Here is a 20,585-nt window from a genome sequence, read left to right as displayed (position 1 = left end):
TCCAGGGGCTGACGCGGCGCGTCGTCATCCTGGGTAGACGCAGTGGCAGGGCCGATGTCAGGGTGCATCGCGATGTTCCCTGCGTGGCGGCAGCCACACCTGCACGCCCGCGCCCAGGCGCAGCACGCGTACATGCAGCTGCGTGGCCAGCTGGTCGCGGCTGCGCGCTGCACCGTCTGCACTGCCGAGCAGGGTGACCGGCTGCTGGCGCAGGTGTGCGCCGATGATCCAGGTGTGGCCGCCATGCCAGCGATCCAGGCCCTGGGTGACCTCGGCCAAGGGCGTGGAGACCCAATGCAGGCGACGCTCGCGCCAGGCCAGGGCACTGTGGCTGGCGGCCAGGCCGATGATCGGTGCCTGTCCATCGAAGCGCAGCTGCTGCCCTTCGATGGCCTGCTCACTGCGGGTGCCGCTGTCCACACGGACGCGATGCTCGGTGACGGTGACCACGCTGTCGTTGTCCTGCACGGCAAGGTCGAAGGCCGTGCCGAGCGCGGTGACCATGCCGTGCGTCGTATGCACCTGGAACGGATGCTGCGCATCGGCGGCTACCTTGAACCAGGCTTGGCCGTGCTGCAGCTGCAGCTGGCGGCGCTGTGCATCGATGCGGACATGGACTTCGCTTCCGGGTGACAGCAGCACGTGCGAGCCGTCCGGCAGTACCTCTTCACGGATCTCGCCTGCCGCCGTGCGCATCACCTGCGCGGCCGGTGGTGCGGCCTGGCGGGTATACAGGCCCAAGGCGCAAAGCAGCAGCACGGCAGTGCCGGCGTCGCGCAGGTGCCGGCGCTGCCGCTTGCGCTGATGCCGCTGCAGGCTGGGCGTGGCATCACCGGCCTGCCAGAGCGCCTGCAGGTGCTGGTACTGCGCGGCGTGGCGGCAATCGGCGTAGTACCACTGGTTGAAGGCACGCTCGTCGCGGCCGCCGTCGTGGCCGTCCAGCCACCAGCGCGCGGCCTCGCGCGCGATCGCCTCCGGGCTCATGCGCCGGGTACCTGCTGCAGCGCCACCAGCGCACGCAGCAGATGGCCGTGCGCGGTCTGCCGGCTGATGCCGAGCCGGCGGCCGATCTCGGCCAGTGCCATCTGCTCCACCCGGGCCAGCAGGAATACCTGGCGCGAGCGCGGTGGCAGCGCGGCGATGATCGCGTCGAGATGGCGCAGCTGTTCGGCGTCCAGCAGGTGCTGCTCCGGCAGCGGTGCAGGGTCGGCGAGGGCGTGCAGTTGGGCGTCATCCAGCGCTTCCTCACGACGGCGCTGGCGTTGCCGGTAGTGATCGGCGATCAGATTGTGGGCGACGCGGTACAGGTAGGCGCGGCCGTTGCTCAGCAGGCCGCTGGCGGCGACCTTGATGACACGCAGCCAGGTTTCCTGGACGACGTCATCGGCGTCGCTGCGTTGCGGGAGTTTACGGCGGACATGGGCGTGCAGCGGCCGGTAATGGGCCGCGCACAGCTGCGCGACATCCGTCGGTTCGACAGGCGTGGACACGGGGCGGGCGACAACTGGGAAAGGGAACAGCCCGCGGCGGCAAGGGCAGCGGCTGCACCTTACAGGAAAAGAGAATCATTTGCATCTATCGATGGGCGTGACACGCCTGCCCGGGACGGGAGATCAGCGCGGGCGATAATCGCAGTGGATCTGCAGGGCTTCGGTGGGGTTGTAATGCAGCTCGAAGCCGCAGCGCTGCAGGCTGCGCTTCACCCGCGCGACCGCTTCGGCATGGCGGGCGACGCGACGATCCTGCCAGCGTGGCGGGGTGAATACGCCCACGGGCAGCAGCCGTAGCCGCTTGCCGTGCAGTACCAGCGAGACATCGATATGACGGCCATCGATGTCGTGGCCGTTGGCGCCGAAGATGGCATCGACCTCATCATGGCGTTGCGGATAGCAGGCCCGGAACAACGCGATACCGAGCCAACGCACGCCACGACGGAAGCTGCCGAGCCGGCTGTGGCCGGGTTCGAAGCCGCGCGTGAGCAGCAGTCGCAGCCCGGCAGGCAGCATTGCCTGCGCATCGAGCAGGCGTTGCAGTACCTCTTCTTCCAGTTGGATATGGGTGGAGGGCCAGCGCGGGGCGACCAGCAGCCCGTGGTGGCTGCCGCGTTGCAGGGTCAGCATGCGTGAAGCTTCGCACGCGGGCGAACAGCCGTGGTAGTGCCGGCCGCTGGCCGGCCAGATTCGGGTGCCGGCCAGCGGCCGGCACTACCGTGACGATCGTCAGATGTCGCGGTACTGGATCTGCGAAGCCAGTACGCGCAGGCCGTCGGCATTGCTGGACAGGATGCGCTCTTCGCCGACACCTTTCTGCCGTTTCAGCTGGAAGCCCTGTTCGGCAGGCAGCTGCGCGGCGATGGTGTCCATGCGTTGCATGGCATCGGGGCCGCTGCAGTCGAAGTGGCCCCAGTAGGCGCCATCGCGGTGGATCTGCAATCGGTAGTTCATTGCGGTGTCTCCGGCAGCTCCTGCAGCCAATGGTCGAACATCGCGGTGGCCGCCGCTGCCAGCGGTGCACCGTAACGGCGTGCCTGGGCGCGAAGATCGTTCGGATCGATGCCGGCCTGCGCCAGCTCCAGGGTGTGGCCGATCAGCCAGCGTTCGAACTGGCGGGAATCCAGTTCCGGGTGGCATTGCAGGGCCAACGCATGGCTGCCCATGGCGAAGGCCTGGTGGCGGCAGGCCGGCGTGCTGGCCAGGCGACGTGCACCGGCCGGGAGTTCGAACGCCTCGCCATGCCAATGCAGTACCGGAATGCCCTGCAGGGCCTGCAGTGGCGAGCGTTGGCCGTCATCGGTGAGCAGCAGCGGCGCAAAGCCGATCTCCTTGCCGCCACTGGCGGCGACGTCGGCACCGAGTGCGCGCGCCATCAGCTGCGCGCCGAGGCAGATGCCCAGCGTGGGCCGTTGCTGCTGCAGCCGACGTTGCAACAACGCGATGCTGTCGTTGAGGAAAGGATAGCGATCAACATCGTTGACGCTGACCGGGCCGCCCAGCACGACCAGCAGGTCGGCGGTTTCGGCGGAGTCGAGCGCGTCGATACCGGCCTGCAGCACCTGCAGCTGCCAGCCCTGTGCCGACAGCAGTGGCTGCAGGGTGCCGAGGTCTTCAAAGGCGACGTGTTGCAGGACGACCGCGTGCTTCATGCGGAGGCTCCATTGCTGGGCCAGTAGAAACTGTCCGGGGTGGCGCGTGCGCCGAAGATGGCCTGCCCGACGCGGACCACGGTGGCACCTTCCTCGATCGCCACTTCGAAGTCTCCGGACATGCCCATCGACAACTGCGAAAGGTCGATGACGGGAGGTGCAGTGCGCTGCAGCTGGTCGCGCAGTTCGCGCAGGCGCACGAAGCAGGCACGCACGCGCTCGACCTCCGGGGTGAAGATGGCCAGCGTCATCAGGCCGCGCACGCGCAGGCGATCGAACGCTGGAAGCTGCTGCACAAAGGCCTCGACGGCAGCGGGTTCCAAGCCGTACTTGCTGGGTTCGGCGGAGGTGTTGACCTGCACGAACACATCCAGCGTGCGGTCTTCCAGCTGCAGGCGCTGCTGCAGTGCTTCGGCCACGCGCAGGCTGTCCAGCGCCTGGAACTCGCTGGCGAAGCGCGCCACGTAGCGCGCCTTGTTGGTCTGCAGATGCCCGATCACCGACCAGTGCACGCCAAGATCGGCCATCGTCTCGGCCTTGCGTTGCGCCTCCTGCACCTTGTTCTCGCCCAGCTCGCGGCAACCGGCGGCCACCGCCATGCGGATGCGGGCGTCATCGACGGTCTTGCTGACCGGCAGCAGGCGCACGCTGGCCGGGTCACGGCCGACGCGGGCGCAAGCATCGGCGATGCGTTGGCGCACCGTGACCAGGTTGGCGGCGATCTGTTCAACGGACTGGGCGACGGGCCAGTCGGCAGCGGCAAGGGGCATGCGGGCACCTCCAATGCAGGGTGGCCAGGGTGGGATACACTGGCACAGGACAAGAGATATTTTGGCATAGGACAAAATGAAAATCACCGGGTACAGCGCCGAGTCGATCTTCGACAGCATCCGCGACGGCATCGGCAAGGGCCGCCTGCCGGCCGGTAGCGTGCTGCCGCCGGTGCGTGAACTGGCCGAGCAGCTGGGCGTGAACCGCAACACCGTGGCTGCTGCCTACAAGCGCCTGGATGCGGCGGGGCTGGCCAGCACGGCGGGCCGCCGCGGCACGGTGGTGCGTGGCCTGCCGCCGCCGCTGGCGCGCGAGGGCAGCACCCCGGGGCTGGCGCTGCAGGACCTAGCCGGTGGCAACCCGGATCCGCGCCTGCTGCCGAACCTGCGCCTGACCCCGGCGGCGCCGCGGCTGTATGGCGTGGGTACGGTCGACACGAGGTTGCAGGCGCTGGCACGCGCCTCGCTGGATGCGGATTGCCCCGAGGGATATGCGCTGGAGCTGACCCATGGCGCCGTCGATGGCATCGAGCGCCTGCTGGCGGCGTGGCTGCTGCCGGGTGATCGCATCGCGGTGGAGGATCCATGCTTCCTCGGCAGCCTCAATGTGCTCAATGCGTCGGGTCATGCGCCGTTGCCGGTGGCGGTGGATGCCCAGGGCATGCAGGTCGAATCGCTGCGGCAGGCGCTGGAGGCTGGTGCACGTGCGGTGCTGCTCACCCCCCGGGCGCACAATCCGACCGGGGCCAGCCTGGATGCGAAGCGGGCGCGGGCGTTGCGGCAGTTGCTGGCGGCGTACCCGCAGGTAGCAGTGCTGATCGACGATCACTATGCGCTGCTCTCGCAGCAGGCCTATCACTCGGTACTGCCGCTTGATGGGCGGCGCTGGGCGCTGCTGCGTTCGTTGTCCAAACCGCTCGGCCCGGACCTGCGGCTGGCCTGGCTGGCCTGCGATGAAGAAACCGCGATGCGGTTGCGGCTGCGATTGGCATCCGGTATCGGCTGGGTCAGTCACCTGCTGCAGGACGCGGCAACCTCGGTGCTGGCGTCGTCAACGCAGCGGGCGAAGATCGCCTCGGCAGGCGAGCGTTACCAGCAGCGCCTGCAGTCGCTGCAGGAACTGCTGCGCGCGCGTGGCGTGCCGACGCCGCTGCCGATGGAGGGATTGAACCTGTGGCTGCCGTTGCCGGGCGACAGCCATCCGCAGGTGCTGGCGCTGGCCGCGCGCGGATGGCATGTGCGCGCTGGCGAGGTGTTCGCGGTGGCGGCGCCGGCACATGGCCTGCGCATCACCTGCGCGGCGCTGGGCGCGGCGCAACTGCGGCCGCTGGCTGACGACCTGGCGGCGGTGTGCGGTCTGTAGCGTCGAGCGATGCTCGACGTTGCTTCGCCTTTGTAGAGCCGAGCCATGCTCGGCTGCTGTTGGTAGAAGCAGTCGAGCATGGCTCGACGCTACAGAAGCAGATCAGGGCGCGGCGTTGGCGCCCGGGCGCACGTAGTAGGACTGGCCGCTGTCATCGACGAACATCAGTTCCGGCTTGCCCTGCCATGAGGTGAGCATGGCGCCGGTGTTGTTCTGGTGCTTGACCATCAGGCTGGCACCACGGTCCGGGTTGGCCACCACCTTGAACACTTCCGTGGTGCCATTGGCATCGTCCAGGGTCAGCACGGCTTCACCGCCGCGATCGCTGGTGCCATAGCCCCCGCGTTCGGAGCCATCCGGGCCGAGCAGGATCAGGCCGGACAGGGCGGTGGCGCGCGGCCCCTGGATACGGCCCCGGCTGAGGGGGTCGGGCACCGGCGCGCCTAGGATCACCCGGGGTTGGCCCGTGCCATCGTGGATGATCAGCCCGCGCGCTTCGATGATGCGCTGTGGCGATTGGCTGCGATGCAGGCTCCAGGCGGTCCAGCCGGAAACCAGCAGGGCGAGTGTGGAGACCACCAGCGTGGTCAGCAGCAGTGCGCGCGGCATCGTGTCGTCCTTCCTTGGATGCAGCGACGATAGCGGATGCGGGCGACCGATGGCCAGTTCATTGTGTGACGCTGTGTATCGTCAATGGAAATCGCGGCTGTGGCTGCGCAACCCCTGCAACAGTTCATCCAGGCAGTGCATGCGCTGCACGATGACATGCTGCACGCCATCGACGCGTTCCAGGCGGCCGTCGATCTGCATCAGCCGGGTATCGACCAGGACCCGGTGCTGGCGATCGGCCAGGTGCCGCCAGACCACGGCATTGACCATGCCGGTCTCGTCTTCAAGGGTGAGGAAGGTAACGCCACTGGCGGTCTGCGGGCGCTGGCGCATGCGGACCAGGCCGGCGATGCGCACGCGACGGCCATGGCCGTGGCCCGCAAGCTGCGCGGCATCCAGGCAGCCGCGGCTGCGCAGCTGCGTGCGCAGGAACGAGATCGGGTGGCGGCCGAGGGTGGTGCCGATGCTGCGGTAATCGGCCTGCATGTCCTCCCAGGCGCTGGGCAGGGGCAGCGGCACGCGTGCTTCAGCGGTGGCGCGGGCCTGGTCGAACAGCGGCAGCCGGTTCTCCACGCCGGAGATATCCCAGCGTGCACGATGGCGATGGCCGCTGAGCCCGCGCAGCGCACCGGCATCGGCCAGCAGGCCCTGCTGGCGGCGATCCAGGGCGGTGCGCTGGCACAGGTCGCCCACATCGTCGAACGGGCGCCGTGCACGTTCGCGCATGATGGCCTGTACAGCCGCTTCATTGCAGCCGTCGACCAGGCGCAGGCCGAGCCGGATCGCGGCCGCGCCCCTGCTGAAATCCAGCGTGCAGTCCCAGTCGCTGTGGCGCACGTCCACGGGAAGCACGCGGATGCCATGCCGGCGCGCGTCCTGCAGCAGCTGGTCAGGACTGTAGAAACCCAGCGGCTGGCTGTTGATCAGGCTGGCAGTGAATGCGGCCGGGTGGTGGCATTTCAGCCAGCAGCTGTTATAGGTCAGCAGGGCGAAGCTGGCGGCGTGGCTTTCCGGGAAACCGTAATCACCGAACCCCTTGATCTGCTCGAACAGGTGCTCACCGTATTCGCGGCTGAAACCGTTTTTCAACATGCCTGCCAGCAGTTTTTCACGATGCGGTTCCAAGCCGCCACGGCGTTTCCAGGCCGCCATCGAACGGCGCAGGGCATCGGCCTGGCCAGGCGTGTAACCGGCTGCTTCGACCGCCAGCTGCATCACCTGTTCCTGGAACAATGGCACGCCCAGCGTGCGTGCGAACACGCGTTCCAGCTGCGGTGGGTAGAGCGGATTGTCCGGGTCGTTCAACGCGTCCGGTCCCTGTTCGCGCAGGATCCGGCGCCGCTCCAGATAGGGGTGCACCATGTCGCCCTGGATCGGGCCCGGGCGCACGATCGCCACCTCGATCACCAGGTCATAGAACGTGCGTGGCTGCATGCGCGGCAGCATCGCCATCTGTGCGCGCGATTCGATCTGGAACACGCCGATGGTGTCGGCGGCGCAGATCATGTCGAAGGTCTTTGCATCCTTGGGCGGGATCGCATCCATGCGTCCTTCATGCAGGCCATGCTGTTTCAGCATGGCCAGGCACTTGCGGATGGCGGTAAGCATGCCCAGCGCCAGGCAGTCGACTTTCATCAGGCCGGTGGCATCCAGATCGTCCTTGTCCCATTGGATGACGGTGCGGTCGGCCATCGCCGCGTTTTCCACCGGCACCAGGGTCGACAGGGGATGTTCGGAAATCACGAAACCGCCGGGGTGCTGCGACAGGTGGCGCGGGAAGTCGATCAGCTCGGCGGTCAGCGCCAGCAGGCGCCGCATCAAGGGCGTGTCCGGATCGAAACCGCGCTCGCGCAGGGTTTCCGGCAATGGGATGTTGCCGCCCCAGTGGTCCATCGCCGCGCCCAGTTCGTTGACCTGGTCCATCGGCAGGCCAAGTGCACGCGCCACGTCGCGGATCGCGCTGCGGCCACGGTAGCTGATTGCCACCGCGGTCAGTGCGGCGCGCTCGCGGCCATAGCGCTTGAACACGTACTGCAGCACTTCCTCGCGGCGCTCGTGCTCGAAATCGATGTCGATATCCGGTGGCTCGTCGCGCTCGGCGGAGATGAAACGCTCGAACAGCAGGTTGCTGCGTGCCGGGTCGATCTCGGTCACGCCCAGCACGAAGCACACCGCGGAGTTGGCCGCCGAGCCGCGGCCCTGGCAGAGGATGTCCTGGCTGCGCGCGAAGCGCACGATGTCCTGCACGGTGAGGAAGTACGAGGCGTAGTTCTTCTGCTTGATCAACGCCAGTTCGTGTTCGATCTGCTCGCGTTGTTTCGGTTCGATGCCGCCTTTCCAGCGCCAGGGGATGCCACGCTCGACCAGCACGCGCAGCCAGCTGTCCGGGTCATGCCCCTCGGGCACCAGCTCGCGTGGGTAGGTGTACTGCAGCTGTTCCAGGGTGAAGTGGCAGCGCTCGGCGATGCGCAGGGTCTCGGCCAGCAATTCGGGCGGATACAGTTGGGCCAGCGCGGTGCGCGGACGCAGATGGCGCTCGCCGTTGGGGAACAGGCGCCAGCCAGCCTCGGCCACGCTGCAGCGGTGGCGGATCGCGGTCAGGGTGTCCTGCAGGGCGCGGCGGCGGCGCACGTGCATGTGCACGTCGCCACTGGCGACCAGCGGCAGGCGGTGGCGTTCGCCGAAGGCCTGCAGCTGCTGCAGGCGGCGTGCGTCGTCGTGTTCGTGGTGCAGCTCCACCGCCAACCACAGCCGATCATTGAAGCCGGCGCGCAGCAGTTCCAGGTCGGTGGCGGCCGGTTGCCGGTCCAGCCACAGGCACAGCAGGCCGTCGGGCAGGCCGAGCAGGTCCTCGCGCAGGCAGCGGTACTCGCCCTTGGCTGCGCGCCGCCGGCAGGTGGTGATCAACTGGCAGAGCCCGGCATAGGCGGCCTGGTCGGTGCACAGCAGGGCCAGCTTCGGCCCGTCCTCGACCTGGAATTCGGCGCCGACGATCAGCGCCACGCCATGCGCCTTCGCCGCCTGCCAGGCGCGCACGATGCCGGCCAGCGAGCATTCGTCGGTGATCGCCAGTGCCCGGTAACCCTGGCCAGCGGCGCGCGCGAACAGTTCTTCGGCGATCGAAGCACCGCGCTGGAAACTGAAGGCCGACAGGCAGTGCAGTTCGGCGTAGCCGGGCAGTTCGCTGTGCATGGCGGCTCAGCCGAACCAGCCGTGCAGCATCCACGGCGCATGCGGATCGTTGCGCTCACGGAAGGCCCAGCCGCGCTGGCCGTGTGCGGTTTCCACCACGTAGTAGTCGCGGCGTGCGTCGGCCTGGTCCCACCAGCCCGATTCGATCCGCTCCGGCCCGGCGACGATGCGCAGGCGCGGGTCACGCAACGGTTGTGGGGTGTCCAGCAACCAGCCGGGGCGCAGTGGCCAGTACGACGGGGGCTTGGCCGGTGGCTGGGTACCACTGGCGCGTTCGGGGCGATGGTCGGCCTGCACCGCCAGCGGCTGCACGGCGTCATCACCCAGCCGCGCACGCAGGCGCTCGCGCAGCTGGTTCCAGGGCATCGCCTGCGCCGGCCGGGTATCGAACAGGTCGCGCGCGGCGGGCACGAATGGTGGCAGCTGCTCGGCCTGCAGGCGCAGTGCGCGGCTGCCGGCCGGCAGGGCGAACGCTTCCATGCGGTTGCGTGCGATCTCGAACAGCAGCGCAGGATCGCGTTCGGGGGCCAGCAGGCCGATGGTCAGCACGCTGGCCGGCAGCAGGTCGTGCTCGAAATGCAGGTCGAAGCGCTGCACGCCGCCATCGCGCGAACACAGGAAGGCGGCCAGGTCCAGCAGCAGGCGGCGCAGCGGGAACAGCAGGGCCTGGCTGGATTCGATCTCGTATTCGAATTCGATGCGCGCATCGAAACGGTCCGGTGGCTGGTAGTAGCGCAGCGGCGCGGTGGGCAGGCCGCGCAGTGCATCCAGCTGCTGCAGTACCTCCGGTGCGAAGCGCCGGGCCAGGCTGTCACGCGGCAGCTCGAGCACCGCACCCAGCGTGCGCAGGCCGGAACGGCCGAGCACGGTCACCGCGTCGCTGGGCAGGCCGCAGCGCGGCAAGGGTAGCTGCGCCAGTGCCGCTGGCAGCTGCTGCGCATCGATGCCGAGGCCGTCGTGGACGTTGGCCAGCACGCGCGCGGCATGCGCCGTGGGCGCGGCCACCAGGCGGTGGCGGAAACCGAGTTCATGCAGTTCGTTGCGCAGGCGCTTTTCGATCGTCAGCCAGTCACCGAACAGGGCACGGCTGGCGCCGATTTCCAGCACCAGTGCATGCGGGAAATCGAGGCTGACCTGCGAGCTGTAGGCGTAGGCCCAGCTGGCCAGCAGCTGCCGGGTGTGCTGTTCCGCGTCAGGGTCGTAGTCGTGCAGGTGCATGTCCTGCACCAGCACCTGCGCGGCCGACAGCAGCATGCCCGGGCGCAGCCCTGCTGCGCGCGCGGCCGGGCTGACCGCACGCAGCACGCGGCGCTGCGCTGGGCCCTGCAGCAGCACCAGTGGCCGCTGGGGGTCCGGCTGCAGGCGCAGCACGCTGTCCAGCGCCAGCTGCGGCAACAACAGGCAGGCCCAGTGCATGGCGCGGCCTCAGTGGGTGATGGCCAGTGGCAACGGCTGCGCGGGTGGCAGGCCGCCACGGCACTTCAGCACCCTTACCTGGCCGTGGTCGAGCTGCAGGCGCAGGCTGGCCGGGGAGGGGTTGCGCGCTGCCTGCGCCTCGCGGAACACGAAGCCCAGGCACTGGCCGCTGTCGGCGGCGACCTGCAGCCGGCGCAGGGCGCGATCGTCGGCCTGGTGCGGCCAGCACAGCACCGCCGCGCAGGCCGCAGAGCGCAGGCATTGTTCGGCCGCCCACAGCGCCTGCTTCGGCGCAGCGTGGATGATCTGCAGCTGGGCCAGATCCAGCCCGGCCGCGGCCCAGGCCGGGGCATGCGGGCGATAGGGTGGGGCGACCAGCACGATCGGGCGGTCGCGCTGGCTCAGCCTGGCCAGCGCCGGCCAGACCAGGGCCAGTTCGCCAACGCCCGGCGCCGCCTGCAGCACCTCGCACAGCCCGCTGGCCGGCCAGCCGCCGCCGGGCAGGCGTGCGTCCAGCGCCGGGTGGCCGCTGGCCAGGTGGTCGCTGGCCGGCCCCTGGCGGGCCGGGCCGCGCCACAACTGGCGGCCGTCCAGCAGCCGGTCGAGGGCGACGACGGCGCCCATCAGCCGGTCCTCCAAGGGAGGCGCCGGGCGGGCTGGAAGCGGCAGGAACGGGCGGAAACGACAGGCATGGAGCGAGTATCGGCGGGCTGGTATCAGGGGCTGAGACCAGACATGCTACTCGCCTTGTGAGTAGAATTACTAATGAAATTGGCGGACCGGGTTTCAGGTTGCTGAAGTGGGAAAGGAGTGCCGAGCCAGGTCGGCACCCACAGGGCCCGGTTACGGGCGGACCGGCAGCGCGACCGGGCGCAGCGGCGCGGCATCGCCGCCGCGGATCTTCAGCGGGCCGCCGATGAAGGCGAACTCGTAGACCTTGTCGCGGGCCAGTTCATCCAGCGCCACCAGTTCGATGATCGGCGCGCCCTGCTGGGCCAGCAGGTAGGTGTGCAGCGGCACGTAGTCGTCGGCCACCTCCGAGGGGAAGGTCTCGAAGCTCAGGTTGTCGGCGCCGACGATCATCGCGCCGCTGTCCTCAACCAGGAAGCGCGCCGCGTCCAGGCCCATGCCCGGCGGGTTGGCCATGTAGGCCTTGGGCTGTTCGAACAGGCGCATGCGGCCGGTACGGATCAGCACCACATCGCCCTGCTGCAGCTTCACCCGCTGGCGTGCCAGCGCATCCTTCAGGTCCTGGCGGGTGACGCGGTAGCTATCCGGCAGCATGTCCACGCCCTTGGCGGCGGCCACGTCGATCAGTACGCCACGCGCGATCAGCGGCGGGAATTTCTCGATGCCGGTGACATTCCAGCCACGATCGCCGAGATGCTTGTCGGCCTCGAAGCCGTTCCAGATCTTTCCGTGGATGCCAAAGTGGTTCAGCGCATCGATGTGGGTGCCGGTGTGGCTGTACATCGAGAACGCGGTGCCGGTGTAGCTGCGGGTGAGGTTCATGCTCTCGCCCACGCCCATCGGGTCGTCCATCACCGTGCCGCGCGGGGTGTGGGTCATCCAGAACTGGTAGTGCGGGTCGCCGGCGTCCTGCCAGCTGGGCATGCCGACGTAGTAGTCGGTGGCCAGGTCATAGGCCTTGCCGCCGCTGACCCGCGACAGGATCGCCGCACGCGAGGCTTCGGTGATCAGGTTGAGCCGGCCGATCTCGTCCTTCGGCCCCCAGGGGCTGGTGCCGACCTGCTGGCCGGAGGGAACGCGTTCGTGCGCGGACACGGTGGTGGACGCCGCGGTGCCGGCCAGCAGCAGGGCCAGCGCGCTGGCCAGGATACGTGGGGTCATGGGGGAATCTCCTTGCAGGGTGGGGGAGGGTGCGGCTCAGGCCGCGACCAGGGGCGCCAGGGCCTGGCGCAGTTGCGGCAGCGGCAGGGTCTGCAGGCGCAGGCCGTTGCCGCCGATCACGGTGGGAATGGAGCGGATGCCGAGGGCAGCGGCGTCGGCACGATCGGCCTGCACGCGCTGGCGTACTGCGTCGCTGCGCATGTGGTCAGCGAAGGCACCACGGGGATGGCCCAGTGATTCGGCGATATCCAGCAGCACTTCGGCGTCGCCGATGTTGCGGTGCTGGTGCAGGTGCGCCCATTGCACCGCGTCGAACATTGCGCCATGGGCATCATTGCCGCCGATCAACCCTGCGGCCTGGCAGGCCAGTGCGCCGAGCCAGCCGGAGGGATATTCGAAGTCCTGTGCGCGCATGCCTTCGATATCGATGCGCGCGCTGTCTTCATGCGCGGCGCAGTCGGTCCAGTGGCGCAGGATGATCGCCTTGGCGCGCTCCATCGAGCCGAACACCTCGACCATCTGCGCGCGCGAGTCCTGCAGCACGAAGCTGCGATGGCGCACCTGGATGCCGAGTTCGGCCGAGACCTGCTGCAGGCGCGGGGCCAGCACGAAGCACCAGCCGCAGACCACGTCGTGGAAGAAGTCGACCACCGGCGCGGCGGTGGCGGGGGAAGGAACGGGAGACATCTGCCTGCCATCGGTGAGAGGGGAGGCGGCAGATTAGGCAGCGCGGCGGGGCCGAAACAGCGCGCCGTGGGCAGCTCAGTTTTCGCTGGCGGTTACGAATCCAGGCCGGCGCAGCGGGGCAGCTCGGCGTGCAGGAAATCGATGAAGGCACGCACCTTGGGTTGCAGGTGGCGCGACGTGGGATAGACCGCATGCACGAAGCGTGGCGGATAGCGGTGGTCGGGCAGCACCTGTTGGAGTTCGCCACGGGCCAGCGCTGGTGCCGCCAGGAACGAGGGCAGGGCGCCGATGCCCATGCCGGCCACCAGCAGGTCGCGCAGCAGCAGGCTGTTGTTGACGGTGACGCGTGCCGGCAGGGTGATGGTCACCTGCCCATCCGGGCCGAGCAGCGGCCAGCTGCCGGGGGAGTCGGACAGGCTGTAGGCCAGCACACTGTGCACCTGCAGATCGTCCACCGACTGCGGTGCTGGACGCTGCCGCAGGTAGGACGGGGCAGCGCACAGCACCTGTTGCAGCGAGGCAAGCCGGCGCGCCACCAGTCGCGAGTCGTCCAGCTCGGCACGCAGCCGCAACGACACATCGAAACCCTCACCGACCGCATCGAGCAGGCGATCTTCCATCACCAGGTCCAGCGACAGCTGTGGATGCTGTTGAAGGAAGCGTGGCAGCAGCGGCGACAGCGTGCTCAGTGCGAACGACTGCGGTGCATTGACACGCAGGCGCCCGGCCACCTCGCCACGCTGTTCGGCGATGCCACGTTCCAATGCGTCCAATTCGTCGAGCAGGCGGCAGCATTCGCGGTAATAGGCGTGGCCGGTCTCGGTCAGGCTCATGCGCCGCGTGGTCCGCTGCAGCAGCACCACGCCCAGGTGCGTTTCCAGCGCGCGCAACTGCTTGCTCAGCCCGGCCGGCGACATGCCCAGGTCTTCGGCAGCGCGGGCCAGCCCGCCGCGTTCGACGATGCGGCGGAAGGCGCGCATCAGGTTGAAGGAATCCATGCCGGTACCGGGCGCGATGAGGGCGCCATTGTAGATCCACGCCATCCGTGGGTGGGGGAAACGCGGTGTCGGCCAAAGGGGGGATATCCACCGAGACGGGGCGGGTTGCGCCGTTTGTTCAAGCGCGCAACCGTCGTGCCGCGCCAGCATGCAGGCCCCTCACGTTCCGGGTTGCCCATGAAACACTGGATCCTCCGCCTGTATGCCCCGTTGTTCCTGCTCGGTTTTGTTGCCGCCGCCGTCGTCTGGGTCGGCCACCTCCATGGCGATCCGCTATGGCTGCTGGCCTTGCTGGCGGTCGCCATCGCGGTTTCGTTCGCTGCCGAACGTGCCTGGCCGTATGACCCCGCGTTCAACCACGACCACGGCGACAGTCTGCGTGACACCCTGCATGCACTGGTCAACGAAAGCCTGAACCTGCTGTCGATCGCTGCGGTGCCGCTGCTGGCAGCGCTCCTTCCGTGGCAGCTGTGGCCGCTGCAGTGGCCGTTCGTTCTGCAGGTACTGCTGGCCATCGTCTGCGCCGACCTTGGCATTACCCTGGTGCACTACGCCAGCCATCGCATCGGCTGGCTGTGGCGGTTGCACGCGGTGCATCACAGCGTCACCCGCATGTACGGCTTCAACGGCTTGATGAAGCATCCGCTGCACCAGGCGGCCGAAGCAGTGGGCGGCGTACTGCCGCTGCTGCTGTTGGGCCTGCCGATGCCGGTGGCTGCGGTGCTGGCCTTCGCCATTGCCATCCAGCTGCTGCTGCAGCACTCCAACGTGGACATGCGCCCGGGCCTGCTGGGCCGGGTGATGGCGTGGGCGCCGCTGCACCGCTTCCACCACATGCGTTACGGCACCGCTGGCGACGTCAACTTCGGCCTGTTCCTGACCGTCTGGGATCACCTGCTGGGGACCGCCTTCGATGCGCCGGGCTATCGGCTGCAGCAGCGCGACCTCGGCATCGGCAGCCAACCGGACTATCCGCGCGATTATCCGGGACAGCTGCTGGCGCCGTTCCGCGAACTGCCGCACGGCGAGGTGCCGGAGCTGCCGGAAGGTCTGCGCAGGCGCGGATGATGGGCCGTGTCAGGCCGCTTGAAGCTGCAGGCCCTGCAGCTGCGCGGCACCGATACCGAACATGCGGCGCAGGCTGCGCGACAGATGGGCCAGATCGGCGAATCCAGCGGCATGCGCACTGTCGGTCAGGGTGTGCCCGCGCAGATGATGCATGAGTGCGCGGCGCAGCCGCTGCCACAGCACCCAGCCGCGCAGGGTCACCGCCAGATCAGACTGGAAACGCCGGTGCAGCTGGCTGGTCGACAGGTGCGCCGCCCCGGCGATATCGGCGGCCGGCACCGGGCCGGGCAGGTGCTGGGCGATACGGGCCAATGCCGCCTGCACGCGGCGGTCCAGCGGTTGCGGGCGGCTCAGCCGTGGCAGCCAGCCGTGCAGTTCCAGCGCGTTGCCCGGCAGTGCGTGCAGGTATTGCTGGATCTGTGCGGGATTGGCATGCGTCGGCTCAAGAAACACCGTGCAGCCTGCTTCTGGCGCTAACAGGATCGCGTGCGGCTGGAATGATGGCAGCCACAGTCGCTGGCCTTGCTGCTGCACGCCATCGACCTCGACCTGCCAGGCTGCGCCGTCGCTGAGCAGCAGTTGATGGGCGTAGTGCGCGTGCGCGGCGCTGTCACCGGCATGACCCTGCAGCACGGCCACGTGAGCATCCAGCAGCAACGTGCCATTCCAGGGCAGGGTGGGGGAGGACATTGAGGGATTGTAGATCCATGCCATGCGTGGATGAATCTCAATCGAAATCGATTATTTCGACAGACGGATTGCACGGCGTCAACGCAACCGGCCCTACCCCGCCAACCCACAGGAAGCCCGCTTTTGCTTCGGCTGTTGCTTCTGAGGTTGCCTACCGCGGGTGCCGGGCGCTGCCCGGCCGTGCGCCCCCTCAGCGCCCGTTCGGATCCGGCCGGTGATGCACGTATTCAACCACGGTGCCATCGGGATGCACCGCGTTGAACGCCGCCCCGGTCGGGACTACCTGCAGCGGGAAGATGATCTCGGCGCCGGCGGCGACCAGTTTGTCGTGATAGGGCCGAACATCATCGACCAGCAGTGTCCCCGTGGTCGAGGTGAACGGGGCCAGTGCCGCCTGGCTGCCTTCGATCAGCAGGAAGGCGCCGACCATCGCCAGGCGCAGCCCGGCTTCCGGGAACGGGAACCCCGCATCGGCTACCACGCCCTGCAACTGCTCGTAGAACGCCACGCTGCGCTCCAGCTCGCCCGGGGCCACGAACACCCGGATCAGCACGCGCGGCGGGCGCTGGCTGGAGGTGTCACAGCGGTCGCGCCAGAGATGATCGAAGTCGCGATGTACGGTCATGGGCTCGATTCGTGGCCAGGGATCTCCATTATCAGCAGCCTCGCGCGGCGCGCTGATGACCGCCAGTGATGGCCTGATAACCATTGGCCGGGTTGCCCCTGTGACTTAGGTCCTGTTGACAGGTGTGAACGCCCTCGCACAATCTTCACAGGATTGGGTCGCCCTGCGCGGCCCGGGCAGGCAGGTTGTCACGCCGGGAGGAGGGTCCCGCGCGCAGACCGGCCCGTCCATCGGCCTGCGGGGCGTTGCCTGGCAACCCCTGCGCGGCATGAACGCTGCACCCTTCGGCGGCACTTTCCCTGGACCGATTGCCTTGGCAACGGAATTACGCCTGCCGATGAAAACGTTTACAAAACCGCTTGCACTGTCTCTGGCCCTGTCTGCCGCACTGGCCGCTCCGGCCTGGGCCGACCCGGCCGCGTTCACTGTGCTGACCCTGGAACAGGCGCCCCACGCCGAGGCGATGCCGGCGCTGGCCGCGCAACTGAAGAGCCTGAAGGTGGACGCGGTGAGCGTGCGCCAGGTGCAGCGCGGCATCGGCCAGGTCGATCCGCTGCAGGTGCTGGCCGATGGCCTGGGCTACGAGTACCGCTTCATTGCCGCCGGCAAGGACGATGGCCAGACCCAGCGCGGCCAGGCTGTTCTGACCCGGCTGCCGATCGCCGCTGAATCCGGCCCCGACCAGCCGGGCCTGAACTACCTGCGCCTGGACGATGGCCGCCACACTGTGGCGGTCTATACCGATGCCGGTGCAGGTGCGGCGCAGCTGCCGGCGCTGGTCACCCGTTCGCGGCTGGGTGCACCGGCGGTGCTGCTCGGCGCGGTGGCCGGTGAATCGGCCAAGGCCGCAGGCTTCGATCCGGCGCGTGTGGCGCTGGAAGCCGATGCCAGCTATTTCAGCGACGGCTTCCAGGCCGCCAGCAGCGCGCCGTTCAAGGTGGAAGGCAGCACGCTGCGTGCCACCCTGCTGACCCTGGCCTATGCCGCCGACAAGCACGGCGACACGCCGTGGATGGACACCACGCTCAACGCCGATGCGCGCGCTGCGCTGCTGCTGAAGGCGATGACCGAGGATGAGAAGTTCCAGATGCTGCACAGCTACTTCGGGCTGGGCAAGGACGGCGGCCCGCTGCCGGAAGGTGCGGTCGGTTCGGCCGGCTTCGTGCCGGGCGTACCGCGGCTGGGCATCCCGTCGCAGCAGTCGGCCGATGCCGGTGTCGGCGTGACCAATCCGGGGGGCATCCGCCCGGGCGACTTCGCCACGGCGATGCCATCGGGCCCGTCCACCGCAGCGAGCTGGAACCGCGAAGTTGCCTTCGCCGGTGGCGCCACGATGGGCCGCGAGGCGTGGCAGCAGCGCTTCAATATCCTGCTGTCGGGCAGCGTCAACCTGCAGCGTGACCCGCGCAACGGCCGCAACTTCGAGTACGCCGGCGAAGACCCGCTGCTGGCCGGCTCGATGGTTGGCGCGCTGATCCAGGGCGTGCAGAGCCAGCACGTGATCTCCTCGATGAAGCACTTCGCGCTGAACGACATGGAGACCCGTCGCAACTTCCACGACGTGCGCATTGGCGAACAGGCCATGCACGAGTCGGACCTGTTGGCCTTCGAGATCGCGCTGGATGCCGGTCGCCCGGGCGTGGCGATGTGCTCGTACAACAAGATCAACGGCACCTACGGCTGCGAGAACGGCTACCTGATGAACCAGGTGCTGAAGCAGGAATGGAAGTTCCCCGGTTTCGTGATGTCCGACTGGGGTGGCGTGCACAGTGGCTCGAAGGCTGCGCTGGCCGGCCTGGACCAGCAGTCGGCCGGTGAGGTGTTCGACGCGGCGGTGTTCTTCGATGAACCGCTGCGCCTGGCCGTGCATGGCGGCGTGGTGCCGCAGGCGCGCCTGAACGACATGGTGGCGCGCATCCTGCGCACGATGTTCCTGCATGGCAACTTCGACAACCCGCCGCAGCACCAGAAGGTGGATGCCGAGGCCGGCTTCGCCGTTGCCCAGCGCACGGTGGAGGAGGGCAGCGTGCTGCTGCGCAATGAGGGCAACCTGTTGCCGCTGGCCGACAGCGTGAAGCGCATCGTCATCATCGGCGGCCATGCCGACAAGGGCGTGATCGGTGGCGGTGGTTCATCGATGGTGGGCGTGACCGCCAAGGGCACCAACGCGGTGCCCGGCGTGATGCCGACCACCTGGCCGGGCCCGGTGATCTTCCATCCGTCCTCGCCGCTGGAATCGCTGCGTGCGGCGCGCCCGGACACGACTATCACGTATGTCGATGGCACCAACGCCGCTGCTGCGGCCAAGGCGGCCGCGCAGGCGGATGTGGCAATCGTGTTTGCCACGCAGTGGGCTGCCGAATCGGTGGACCTGCCGGACATGCAGCTGCCGGACAACCAGGATGCCCTGATCTCGGCAGTGGCCAAGGCCAACCCGAAGACCGTGCTGGTGCTGGAAACCAACGGCCCGGTGCGCACACCGTGGCTGGCGCAGGTGCCGGCGATGCTGCAGGCCTGGTACCCGGGCATCCGCGGTGGCGAAGGCATTGCCGCACTGCTGACCGGCCAGGTCAATCCGTCCGGCCGCCTGCCGGTGACCTGGGTGACGGACGAATCGCAGCTGCCGCGCCCGCACATCGACGGCCTCGGCTTCAAGCCGGCCAAGCCGTTCGGTGATGTGTTCGATTTCGATATCGAAGGCGCCAACGTCGGCTACAAGTGGATGGCGGCCAAGGGCCTGACCCCGACCTTCGCCTTTGGCCATGGCCTGTCCTACACCTCGTTCGCCTATGACAACCTGAAGGTGAGCGTGGAAGGTTCGCGCCTGGTCGCCAGCGTCGACATCCGCAACACCGGCAAGCGCGCCGGTGCCGACGTGGCCCAGCTGTACCTGAAGCTGCCGGCCGGCAGCACCACGCCGATCCGCCTGATCGGCTATGACAAGGTGACCCTGCAGCCGGGCGAACAGCGCCGCATCCGCATCGAAGCCGAGCCGAAGACGCTGGCCCACTACGATGCACAGGCGCGCCAGTGGAAGATCGACGGTGGCACCTACCAGGTGCAGCTGTCGCGCAACGCCGCCGAGCCGCTGCAGACGGTGGACGTGCAGCTGGTGGAGCAGGTGCTGCGCTGAGGCTTGAAGGCACGGCCCGCAAGGGCCGTGCCTGAAAAAGGGGACGGAGGGGATTAAGTCGTTTATGCATAAACGACTTAATCCCCTCCGTCCCCTTTTCATATGGCGAACCACCCGCGCAGGAAATCGATCAGCTGCCGCACCTTCGGCGAGGGCTGCGTGCTGTGCGGGTAGACCGCGTACACGCTCTGCTGCGGGAAGCGGTGCTGGCGCAGCACCGGGCGCAGGCGGTCCTGGGCCAGGTCGTCCTCGATCAGCCAGCGTGGCAGCACAGTGACCCCGGCGCCGGCCACGGCGAAGGCGCGCAGGCTGCTGGCACCATCCACGCGCACCACTGCATTGCCCGGGTTGGTGGCAAACAAGGCATCGCTGCCGTCGGGCGCGACCACCGGCACGTCGGCCAGGCGCGGGTAACCCAGGCGGGGCAGGGTGCCCAGTTGCACGGGGTCGTTGGCCGCATCGGCAGAGGGCAGGCGTGCCAGCAGTGACGGAGCCGCCACCGCGCACAGCGGGTGCCATTCCAGTTCACTGGCATGCAGGCCCGAATCGGGCAGACGGCCGAGACGGATCGCCAGGTCGAAGCGCTCGGGAATCAGGTCTGCCGGCGCGGGAGACGTGGACAGGTGCAGCTGCAGGGCCGGATGCCGCGCACGGAAGGCTTCCAGTGCGGGAATCAGGCGAAGCTGCGCGTACTCTGGGGTGGTGGTCAGGCGCAGCACACCCTGCAGCTGGTGCTGGTCGCGCCGCGCGGCATCGATTGCCGCCTGCGCGGCATCCAGCGCCTGTACGCAGTGCTGCAGGAACTGTTCGCCAGCGTCGGTCAGGGCCAGGTGGCGGGTACTGCGCAGCAGCAGGGTCACGCCCAGCTCCTGCTCCAGCCGCTTCAGGTTGAAGCTGACCACCGCACGACTCAGGCCGAGCCGATCGGCCGCTGCGGTCAGGCTGCCGGCCTCGACCACGGCACGGAAGATATCGAAGCGATCGAGGCTGACCATGGCGATTCATTGTCAAAACAGATTTGACAGTGTTGCAGGTGTTGTC

Annotated in this window: 19 protein-coding genes; 3 read left to right on the top strand and 16 right to left on the bottom strand. The window is 68.4% G+C overall.

Going from position 1 to position 20,585, the window contains the following annotated elements; genetic code table 11:
* Positions 1 to 57 precede the first annotated feature (57 nt).
* From AC5P7I_RS15580 to AC5P7I_RS15555, 6 genes are all read right to left on the bottom strand, one after another.
* Positions 58 to 984, bottom strand: a complete 927-nt coding sequence (locus AC5P7I_RS15580) for a FecR domain-containing protein (RefSeq protein WP_164110552.1) — start codon at positions 982 to 984, stop codon at positions 58 to 60.
* Entirely contained in the window at positions 981 to 1,490 is a 510-nt protein-coding gene (locus AC5P7I_RS15575; RefSeq protein ID WP_014647518.1) for an RNA polymerase sigma factor, read from the bottom strand. Before AC5P7I_RS15575 ends, AC5P7I_RS15580 begins: the two co-directional genes overlap by 4 nt.
* 123 nt (positions 1,491 to 1,613) lie before the next feature.
* Positions 1,614 to 2,120, bottom strand: coding sequence for a hypothetical protein (locus tag AC5P7I_RS15570; RefSeq protein ID WP_262088236.1), 507 nt, complete (start codon positions 2,118 to 2,120; stop codon positions 1,614 to 1,616).
* Between the two features lie 99 nt (positions 2,121 to 2,219).
* Positions 2,220 to 2,444: a hypothetical protein gene (locus AC5P7I_RS15565; protein ID WP_262088235.1), complete on the bottom strand. Its 225-nt coding sequence runs from the start codon at positions 2,442 to 2,444 to the stop codon at positions 2,220 to 2,222.
* Positions 2,441 to 3,142 (bottom strand): glutamine amidotransferase, encoded by a 702-nt coding sequence (locus AC5P7I_RS15560; protein WP_262088234.1) that lies wholly within the window; start codon positions 3,140 to 3,142, stop codon positions 2,441 to 2,443. Before AC5P7I_RS15560 ends, AC5P7I_RS15565 begins: the two co-directional genes overlap by 4 nt.
* The gene (locus tag AC5P7I_RS15555) at positions 3,139 to 3,912 is read right to left on the bottom strand and encodes a YggS family pyridoxal phosphate-dependent enzyme (protein ID WP_041863572.1); all 774 of its coding nucleotides are present in this window, start codon (positions 3,910 to 3,912) and stop codon (positions 3,139 to 3,141) included. The genes AC5P7I_RS15560 and AC5P7I_RS15555 overlap by 4 nt, the downstream gene beginning before the upstream one ends.
* Positions 3,913 to 3,988: 76 nt before the next feature.
* Between AC5P7I_RS15555 and ptsJ the strand changes: the two genes are divergently transcribed.
* Entirely contained in the window at positions 3,989 to 5,275 is a 1,287-nt protein-coding gene (gene ptsJ, locus AC5P7I_RS15550; RefSeq protein WP_032957271.1) for a MocR-like B6 salvage transcription factor PtsJ, read from the top strand.
* 102 nt (positions 5,276 to 5,377) lie between these two features.
* Here the strand turns inward: ptsJ and AC5P7I_RS15545 are convergent, their stop codons facing one another.
* The 7 genes from AC5P7I_RS15545 to AC5P7I_RS15515 all read right to left on the bottom strand — a co-directional run bounded on the left by AC5P7I_RS15545 (position 5,378) and on the right by AC5P7I_RS15515 (position 14,073).
* Entirely contained in the window at positions 5,378 to 5,884 is a 507-nt protein-coding gene (locus AC5P7I_RS15545; RefSeq protein WP_032957269.1) for a hypothetical protein, read from the bottom strand.
* Positions 5,885 to 5,965: 81 nt separating this feature from the next.
* Positions 5,966 to 9,076 carry an error-prone DNA polymerase gene (locus AC5P7I_RS15540; protein ID WP_126412511.1) on the bottom strand — a complete coding sequence of 1,037 codons (3,111 nt, stop codon included), beginning with the start codon at positions 9,074 to 9,076 and terminating at the stop codon, positions 5,966 to 5,968.
* Positions 9,077 to 9,082: 6 nt separating this feature from the next.
* Positions 9,083 to 10,492, bottom strand: coding sequence for a Y-family DNA polymerase (locus AC5P7I_RS15535; protein WP_046431214.1), 1,410 nt, complete (start codon positions 10,490 to 10,492; stop codon positions 9,083 to 9,085).
* A gap of 9 nt (positions 10,493 to 10,501) precedes the next feature.
* Positions 10,502 to 11,116, bottom strand: a complete 615-nt coding sequence (gene imuA / locus AC5P7I_RS15530; RefSeq protein ID WP_014647509.1) for a translesion DNA synthesis-associated protein ImuA — start codon at positions 11,114 to 11,116, stop codon at positions 10,502 to 10,504.
* 219 nt (positions 11,117 to 11,335) lie between these two features.
* Positions 11,336 to 12,343 carry a cyclase family protein gene (locus AC5P7I_RS15525; RefSeq protein WP_049418880.1) on the bottom strand — a complete coding sequence of 336 codons (1,008 nt, stop codon included), beginning with the start codon at positions 12,341 to 12,343 and terminating at the stop codon, positions 11,336 to 11,338.
* A gap of 36 nt (positions 12,344 to 12,379) precedes the next feature.
* Positions 12,380 to 13,030: a DsbA family oxidoreductase gene (locus tag AC5P7I_RS15520; RefSeq protein ID WP_014647507.1), complete on the bottom strand. Its 651-nt coding sequence runs from the start codon at positions 13,028 to 13,030 to the stop codon at positions 12,380 to 12,382.
* Between the two features lie 92 nt (positions 13,031 to 13,122).
* The gene (locus AC5P7I_RS15515) at positions 13,123 to 14,073 is read right to left on the bottom strand and encodes a LysR family transcriptional regulator (RefSeq protein ID WP_014647506.1); all 951 of its coding nucleotides are present in this window, start codon (positions 14,071 to 14,073) and stop codon (positions 13,123 to 13,125) included.
* A 132-nt stretch (positions 14,074 to 14,205) separates the two neighbouring features.
* Between AC5P7I_RS15515 and AC5P7I_RS15510 the strand changes: the two genes are divergently transcribed.
* Entirely contained in the window at positions 14,206 to 15,096 is an 891-nt protein-coding gene (locus AC5P7I_RS15510) for a sterol desaturase family protein (protein ID WP_032960191.1), read from the top strand.
* 9 nt (positions 15,097 to 15,105) lie between these two features.
* Here the strand turns inward: AC5P7I_RS15510 and AC5P7I_RS15505 are convergent, their stop codons facing one another.
* Positions 15,106 to 15,810, bottom strand: coding sequence for an AraC family transcriptional regulator (locus AC5P7I_RS15505; RefSeq protein ID WP_046431199.1), 705 nt, complete (start codon positions 15,808 to 15,810; stop codon positions 15,106 to 15,108).
* A 166-nt stretch (positions 15,811 to 15,976) separates the two neighbouring features.
* Positions 15,977 to 16,411 (bottom strand): VOC family protein, encoded by a 435-nt coding sequence (locus AC5P7I_RS15500; RefSeq protein WP_262088233.1) that lies wholly within the window; start codon positions 16,409 to 16,411, stop codon positions 15,977 to 15,979.
* Positions 16,412 to 16,748: 337 nt separating this feature from the next.
* Here AC5P7I_RS15500 and AC5P7I_RS15495 point away from each other — a divergent pair, with 337 nt between their 5' ends.
* Positions 16,749 to 19,544, top strand: coding sequence for a beta-glucosidase family protein (locus tag AC5P7I_RS15495; protein WP_262088231.1), 2,796 nt, complete (start codon positions 16,749 to 16,751; stop codon positions 19,542 to 19,544).
* 98 nt (positions 19,545 to 19,642) lie between these two features.
* Here AC5P7I_RS15495 and AC5P7I_RS15490 read toward each other — a convergent pair whose 3' ends face one another.
* The gene (locus AC5P7I_RS15490) at positions 19,643 to 20,539 is read right to left on the bottom strand and encodes a LysR family transcriptional regulator (RefSeq protein ID WP_262088230.1); all 897 of its coding nucleotides are present in this window, start codon (positions 20,537 to 20,539) and stop codon (positions 19,643 to 19,645) included.
* Positions 20,540 to 20,585: the final 46 nt, after the last annotated feature.

This window comes from Stenotrophomonas sp. YJH_SMC_138, assembly GCF_059369855.1.
This window is presented reverse-complemented; position numbering and strand designations above follow the sequence as displayed.

Coding starts and splice junctions, on each gene's coding strand:
- AC5P7I_RS15545 (WP_032957269.1), bottom strand. CDS start 5,884: ATGCCGCGCGCACTGCTGCTGACCACGCTGGTGGTCTCCACACTCGCC.
- AC5P7I_RS15515 (WP_014647506.1), bottom strand. CDS start 14,073: ATGGCGTGGATCTACAATGGCGCCCTCATCGCGCCCGGTACCGGCATG.
- AC5P7I_RS15510 (WP_032960191.1), top strand. CDS start 14,206: ATGAAACACTGGATCCTCCGCCTGTATGCCCCGTTGTTCCTGCTCGGT.
- AC5P7I_RS15535 (WP_046431214.1), bottom strand. CDS start 10,492: ATGCACTGGGCCTGCCTGTTGTTGCCGCAGCTGGCGCTGGACAGCGTG.
- AC5P7I_RS15540 (WP_126412511.1), bottom strand. CDS start 9,076: ATGCACAGCGAACTGCCCGGCTACGCCGAACTGCACTGCCTGTCGGCC.
- AC5P7I_RS15495 (WP_262088231.1), top strand. CDS start 16,749: ATGAAAACGTTTACAAAACCGCTTGCACTGTCTCTGGCCCTGTCTGCC.
- AC5P7I_RS15555 (WP_041863572.1), bottom strand. CDS start 3,912: ATGCCCCTTGCCGCTGCCGACTGGCCCGTCGCCCAGTCCGTTGAACAG.
- AC5P7I_RS15570 (WP_262088236.1), bottom strand. CDS start 2,120: ATGCTGACCCTGCAACGCGGCAGCCACCACGGGCTGCTGGTCGCCCCG.
- AC5P7I_RS15565 (WP_262088235.1), bottom strand. CDS start 2,444: ATGAACTACCGATTGCAGATCCACCGCGATGGCGCCTACTGGGGCCAC.
- AC5P7I_RS15490 (WP_262088230.1), bottom strand. CDS start 20,539: ATGGTCAGCCTCGATCGCTTCGATATCTTCCGTGCCGTGGTCGAGGCC.
- AC5P7I_RS15505 (WP_046431199.1), bottom strand. CDS start 15,810: ATGGCATGGATCTACAATCCCTCAATGTCCTCCCCCACCCTGCCCTGG.
- imuA (WP_014647509.1), bottom strand. CDS start 11,116: ATGGGCGCCGTCGTCGCCCTCGACCGGCTGCTGGACGGCCGCCAGTTG.
- AC5P7I_RS15525 (WP_049418880.1), bottom strand. CDS start 12,343: ATGACCCCACGTATCCTGGCCAGCGCGCTGGCCCTGCTGCTGGCCGGC.
- AC5P7I_RS15560 (WP_262088234.1), bottom strand. CDS start 3,142: ATGAAGCACGCGGTCGTCCTGCAACACGTCGCCTTTGAAGACCTCGGC.
- AC5P7I_RS15580 (WP_164110552.1), bottom strand. CDS start 984: ATGAGCCCGGAGGCGATCGCGCGCGAGGCCGCGCGCTGGTGGCTGGAC.
- AC5P7I_RS15520 (WP_014647507.1), bottom strand. CDS start 13,030: ATGTCTCCCGTTCCTTCCCCCGCCACCGCCGCGCCGGTGGTCGACTTC.
- ptsJ (WP_032957271.1), top strand. CDS start 3,989: ATGAAAATCACCGGGTACAGCGCCGAGTCGATCTTCGACAGCATCCGC.
- AC5P7I_RS15500 (WP_262088233.1), bottom strand. CDS start 16,411: ATGACCGTACATCGCGACTTCGATCATCTCTGGCGCGACCGCTGTGAC.